Origin of the sequence: Streptomyces sp. NPDC056361 (assembly GCF_042262805.1) — a bacterium.
GTDB lineage: Bacteria > Actinomycetota > Actinomycetes > Streptomycetales > Streptomycetaceae > Streptomyces.
This window is the reverse complement of record NZ_JBHJQI010000261.1, coordinates 1-5,464: the sequence shown is the minus strand read 5'-3', so window position 1 is coordinate 5,464 and position 5,464 is coordinate 1. Positions and strand designations below refer to the sequence as shown.

At 73.1% G+C, this 5,464-nt stretch carries 7 protein-coding genes and 1 pseudogene; 5 read left to right on the top strand and 3 right to left on the bottom strand.

The window, feature by feature from the left end:
* A pseudogene (locus ACFCY7_RS39615) lies at positions 1–256 on the bottom strand (heme-binding protein); the annotation flags it as partial.
* A gap of 151 nt (positions 257–407) precedes the next feature.
* Positions 408–1,319, bottom strand: coding sequence for a transcriptional regulator CynR (gene cynR / locus ACFCY7_RS39610; protein WP_376490930.1), 912 nt, complete (start codon positions 1,317–1,319; stop codon positions 408–410).
* An 83-nt stretch (positions 1,320–1,402) separates the two neighbouring features.
* Between cynR and ACFCY7_RS39605 the strand changes: the two genes are divergently transcribed.
* Together ACFCY7_RS39605 and cynS are read left to right on the top strand one after the other, a co-directional pair.
* A complete protein-coding gene (locus tag ACFCY7_RS39605) occupies positions 1,403–2,002 on the top strand; it encodes a carbonic anhydrase (protein ID WP_376490929.1) in 600 nt (199 codons plus the stop codon).
* Between the two features lie 49 nt (positions 2,003–2,051).
* Positions 2,052–2,522, top strand: coding sequence for a cyanase (cynS, locus tag ACFCY7_RS39600; RefSeq protein WP_376490928.1), 471 nt, complete (start codon positions 2,052–2,054; stop codon positions 2,520–2,522).
* A gap of 7 nt (positions 2,523–2,529) precedes the next feature.
* On the opposite strand, the gene ACFCY7_RS39595 is transcribed toward cynS, so the two are convergent.
* Positions 2,530–3,141: a TetR/AcrR family transcriptional regulator gene (locus ACFCY7_RS39595; RefSeq protein WP_376490927.1), complete on the bottom strand. Its 612-nt coding sequence runs from the start codon at positions 3,139–3,141 to the stop codon at positions 2,530–2,532.
* Positions 3,142–3,332: 191 nt separating this feature from the next.
* Between ACFCY7_RS39595 and ACFCY7_RS39590 the strand changes: the two genes are divergently transcribed.
* The 3 genes from ACFCY7_RS39590 to ACFCY7_RS39580 all read left to right on the top strand — a co-directional run bounded on the left by ACFCY7_RS39590 (position 3,333) and on the right by ACFCY7_RS39580 (position 5,406).
* Positions 3,333–4,094, top strand: coding sequence for an SDR family NAD(P)-dependent oxidoreductase (locus ACFCY7_RS39590; RefSeq protein WP_376490926.1), 762 nt, complete (start codon positions 3,333–3,335; stop codon positions 4,092–4,094).
* Positions 4,095–4,182: 88 nt separating this feature from the next.
* Positions 4,183–4,890 (top strand): TetR family transcriptional regulator, encoded by a 708-nt coding sequence (locus tag ACFCY7_RS39585; protein ID WP_376490925.1) that lies wholly within the window; start codon positions 4,183–4,185, stop codon positions 4,888–4,890.
* A gap of 129 nt (positions 4,891–5,019) precedes the next feature.
* Positions 5,020–5,406: a zinc ribbon domain-containing protein gene (locus ACFCY7_RS39580; protein WP_376490924.1), complete on the top strand. Its 387-nt coding sequence runs from the start codon at positions 5,020–5,022 to the stop codon at positions 5,404–5,406.
* The last annotated feature ends 58 nt before the right edge of the window (positions 5,407–5,464 follow it).

The following is a 5,464-nucleotide window of genomic DNA, read 5'->3' as shown; positions in this document are numbered from 1 at the left end:
CGACGGCGACGGAGACGCGCTGGTTCTCCTTCTCGGCGGCGTCGAGGGCGGCCTGCGCGGCCTTGGTCGCGGCCTCGATCGTCAGGTGCGTCGACCGCGTCGTGTTCTTGTTCTTCGCGTCCGCCTTGGCGGCGGCCGGTGCGGCCGCCGTGTTCTCGCCGGTGGCGCTGGCCGAGTAGGCACCGAAGCCGCCGAGGGCGAGAGCGGCGACGATCGCGCCACCGGTCACGACACGGGTGCGCGAGGTCTTCTTCACGTGCTTCATGGGGGTCTGCTCCAGTGAACTCGGTGTCCGCGGGGGCCGCCGGGAAGCCGTGGCCCGCTCTCCCTCCCATCCTGGTTGCGGATCCCTCACCGTCCGTCGTCGTCCCGGCTGCACCCGGCGCCCGCAACGGTGGACCCCGGGGTCATCCGATCGGCTGACCCCCGGCCTCCTCGCCGCCCCACCGCGCGGCCAGTTCGGCGAAGGCGCCGGCGGCCGCGCTCCGGTAGCCGGCCGTGCGCCGCAGCAGGACGACACCGCGGGCCGGCAGGGCGGGGGAGAGCGGGACCGGGCTCAGCCGGGGGTGGTCCCGGGTGACGGCGTCCGGCAGGACGGTGGCCAGCGCGGTGCGCCGGACGATTTCGGTCAGCGCGCTGACGGAGTCCGTCTCCACCGCGATCCGCGGCCGGACCCGGTGCTCGGAGACGTACGCGTCGATGTGCAGACGGGTGGCGAAGTCCCGGCTCAGCAGCGCGAGGTGGTGATCGGTCAGGTCCTCGACGGGGACCGGATCGGTCCGGCCCGCGAAGGGGTGGCCGGGGCCCACGACGAGTCCGAGGGTCTCGGTGAACAGGCCGGTCGCCTCGATGCCCGGGAGATGGGCGCCCTGGAAGGCGATGCCGAGATCGAGGCGGTCGGCGAGGAGTTCGGCCTCGATGCGGTCCTGGGGCAGCTCCCGCACCTCCACGCCGATGCCCGGATGGCGGGTGTGGAAGGCGGCGACCAGCGGGCCGGTCAGATAGGCCGTGAAGGTGGGGGTGACGGCGAGCCGGAGGTGGCCGCGCGAGAGGTCGTGCACGTCGAGCACCGCCCGCTCGCCCGCCGCCAGGTCCCGCAGGGCCCGCCGTGCGTAGCGGGCGTACACCTCCCCGGCGTCCGTGAGGCGCACCGTACGGCCGCCGCGGTCCAGGAGCTGCGTCCCGAGCGCCTTCTCCAGCTGCCTGATCTGCTGCGACAGCGTGGGCTGGGCGATGCGGAGCTCCTCGGCCGCGCGCGTGAAGTTCGCGTGCTCGGCGACGGCGAGCAGATAGCGGAGGTGACGGAGTTCCGGCTGCACGGTCTCGACTATAGATGGCATCTATGGCAGAGATCGACAGCAGGTCTTGGACGCTATAGGTACTGGTCGTGCAGGGTGAGGACATGCCTCATCTCGCCGAGGGAATCGCCCGCTTCCAGCGGGAGGTCTTCCCTGCCAAGGCCGGGCTCTTCGCCCGCCTGGCCACCGCCCACCGCCCCGGGACGCTCTTCATCGGCTGCTCGGACGCCCGCGTCGTCCCCGAGCTGATCACCCAGACCGACCCGGGCGAGCTCTTCGTCGTCCGCACCGCCGGGAACCTCGTCCCCGCCCACACCCCGGGCACCGACGGGGTCACCGCCGCCGTCGAGTACGCCGTCGCCGTCCTCGGCGTCCGGGACGTCATCGTCTGCGGGCACTCCGCCTGCGGCGCCATGACCGCGCTCGCCGAAGGCCGCGACCTGTCTGCCGCGCCCGCCGTCGCCGCCTGGCTGCGCCACGCCGACGCGTCGCTGGCGCGTACCGCGGCGACCGGCCGGCAGGGAGACGTCGCCGCCCTCGTGCGGGAGAACGTCACCGCGCAACTGGCCAACCTCGCCACCCACCCGTCGGTGGCCCGCGCCCTCGCCGAGGGAGCCGTACGCCTGCACGGCTGGGTCTTCGACATCGCCGACGGCGCCGTCGAGGAACTCGCCACCACGGCGGGCCCCGTGCTCGCCGCCTGATCCCCCCACCGCACGACACAGCCCCACAAGGAAGAAGGACGTACCTCTCATGGTGCACGCCCAGTTCGACCCCACCGCCCGCCACGCCCTCGCGATCGCCGCCGTCGACGCCAAGGACCGCAAGGACCTGACCTGGCAGCGGATCGCGGACGCCGCCGGCCTCTCCGTCGCCTTCACCACCGCCGCCGTACTCGGCCAGCACGCCCTGCCGGCCGAGTCCGCGAAGGCCGTCGCCGAGCTCCTCGGCCTGGACGAGGACGCGGAGCGGCTGCTCCGCACCATCCCCACCCGCGGCTCCCTCGACGGCGCCGTCCCCACCGACCCGACGATCTACCGCTTCTACGAGATGCTCCAGGTGTACGGCACCACGCTGAAGGCCCTGGTCCACGAGGAGTTCGGCGACGGCATCATCTCGGCGATCAACTTCCGGCTGGACGTGAAGAAGGTCGCCGACCCCGAGGGCGGTGAGCGCGCGGTCATCACGCTCGACGGCAAGTACCTGCCGACCAAGCCCTTCTGACGGAAGCTCAGCCGGTGGTGGAGGCCGCCTCGGCACCGAGCAGGGCGAGCGAGTTCGCCCACAGCGCGCCGAGGCGGCCCGGATCGTCGTACAGCTTGGCGAAGAGGACCTCGCCCTCCAACTGGGCGACCAGGGCGCGCGCGGCGGCGCGGGCGTCGGCGACGGTGACCTCGCCGCGCCCGCGGGCCTCCGCGACGACCCCCTCGACCAGGGAGACCTGCTCCTCGAAGACCTCCCGCAGCCGCTCGCGGACGCTCTCCGTGCGGGTGCTCATCTCCAGGGCCAGGTTCCCGAGCAGGCAGCCGGTGACGGCGCCGCAGCTCTCCCGGTCGGCGCGCAGCCCCTCCTCGGTCGACGCGTACAGCCGCCGCAGCCGCGCGAGCGGCGGGACGTCCGGGTCCAGCGCGCGGTCCCACGCGGCGCGCCGCCCGGTCCAGTGCGCGTCCACGACGGCGAGGGCCAGCTCCTCCTTGGAGGCGAAGAAGTAGTAGAAGCTCCCCTTCGGGACCCCGGCCGCCGCACAGATCTCGGCCACGCCGAGGGCGGAGTAGCCGCGCGACAGCATCAGCGTCTCCGCGGCGGCCAGAATGCGCTCCCGCGCGTCACTCGTTCGCCCCATGGCCCCGAGTCTACGACCGGTCGACTACCCCGCTCGCGCGTGCGCGGCCTCCGCTTCCGGGGGCGCGGCTCGCGGTTCTATGGTGGGCGGCGCAGATCGCGCGGACCGCGCGGTCCTCCGCGGGCACGCGCCCGATCCGGCGGCCATCCCGGCGGCAGGGTCGCACCCGCACGACACGAACGAGGAGTTCCATGGACATCGCCGGCTCCGCCGCTCTCGTCACCGGTGCCGCATCCGGTCTCGGGGCAGCCACCGCCGCCGCGCTCGCCGCCCGCGGCGCCACCGTCTACGGCCTGGACCTCGACAAGGCCGTGGCCGCCGCAGGGCCGCTGCCGGAGGGCGTCAGGCTGCTCGCCGCCGACGTCACCGACGAGGAGCAGGTCCGCGAGGCGCTGGCCGCGATCGACGCCGACGGCGCCGAGCTCCGGCTCGCCGTGAACTGCGCCGGCATCGCCCCCTCCGCCCGCATCCTGGGCCGCAAGGGACCGCACGACCTCGACCTGTTCCGCACGGTGCTGAACGTCAACCTCCTCGGCACGTTCAACGTGATGCGGCTCGCCGCCGAGGCCATCGCCCGGCACGAGCCCGACGAGCACGGACAGCGCGGCCTCGTCGTGAACACGGCCTCGATCGCCGCCTTCGAGGGCCAGGTCGGCCAGATCGCGTACGCCGCCTCCAAGGCGGGCGTCGCCGGCATGACCGTCACGGCCGCCCGCGACCTGGCGCAGTTCGGCATCCGGGTCGTCACCGTCGCCCCCGGGATCGTCGACACCCCGATGATGGCCGGGTTCGGCGAGGACGTCCGGGCCGGTCTCGCCGCGAGCGTCACCTTCCCGCAGCGCCTGGCCCGCCCGGAGGAGTACGCCCGGCTCGTCACCATGATCGCCGAGCACGACTACCTCAACGGCGAGACGATCCGGATGGACGGCGCCCTGCGCATGGCCCCCCGCTGATCCTCCGTACCCCCGAAAGCGCACTCGGTGCCGGATCTTTCCGGCACCAAGTGCCGCGCGGGGCCGTTTCGGGTGTTAGGTTCGGGCCATGGGAACTGCGTCGACGAACTCCACGAAGCCCGCGATGCGGGACTCCCTCATCGCCGCGGCCTTTCAGCTCTTCCTGGAGCGGGGCTACGAGCAGACCACCGTCGACGACATCGTCACGCTGGCGGGGGTCGGGCGGCGGTCCTTCTTCCGGTACTTCCCGTCGAAGGAGGACGTGGTCTTCCCCGACCACGAGCAGGCCCTCGCCGACATGACCCGCTTCCTCGCCGCCAGCGCCGACTCCGACGACCCGGTGGTCCGGGTCTGCGACGCGGCCCGGCTCGTCATGCGGATGTACGCCGAGAACCCGACCTTCTCCGTCCAGCGCTACCGCCTCACCCGAGAGGTCGCGGGACTGCGCGCGTACGAACTCTCCGTCGTCTGGCGGTACGAGAAGACCCTCGGCGACTACCTGCGCACCCGCTGGGCCGACCGCAGGGACGGCACCCTGCGGGCCAACGTCGTCGCGGCGGCCGTGGTCGCCGCCCACAACCACGCCCTGCGCCACTGGTTGCGCTCGGGCGGGGAGGGCGATCCGCAGGCGGAGGTCGACCGCGCCCTGGACTTCGTGCGCGCGACCTGGAGCCCGGACCCGGCGGCGGAGGCACCGGCGGACGCCACCGAGGACGTCGTCGTGGTGATCACCAAGCGGTCCACGCCGATGTGGCGCGTGGTGCGCGAGGTCGAGTCGAGCCTCGGGGAGGGCTGAGGGAGGGCTGGGGGAGGGCGAGGGGTCTCAGTATCCAGAATTCAGGGTACTCGGGTCTTTCGTTGGTGGCACTCAGTGCCATATCTTTGCCTTGCACGGTCGAGCCGCCGAGTGCAAGGAGAAGGCATCGTGTTCCACACGGGACTGAGGAGCGGGACCGCCGTCCAGGACGACGAGGCGACCCCGGACTCCGAGCTCTACTTCCAGCGCTGCCGCTGGTGCCACACCACGACGTTCCAGCGCCTGCTCTGTCCGACCTGCGGGTCGACCGACCTCGCGCCCGAACTCAGCGAGGGCGAGGGCGTGATATCCGTACGGCGCGGGGTCGCCGCGGCCGATGCCGACCTCTGGCCGGTGCACATGACCGAGGGCTTCGTGGTCCGCTGCCGGGTCGACGGACCGCTCCACGCGGTGCGCCCCGGGGTCCGGGTCAAGCTCTCCTCCGGCGTCGGGGTGACCGGGCGCAGGCCGGTCGTGCGGCTCTGCGACGAGGTCCCGCTCGACGGCTGGTTCTGACGACCGCATCCGGCGACGACGACGCGGAAGGGGCGGTGGGTGGCACAGAGTGCCACCC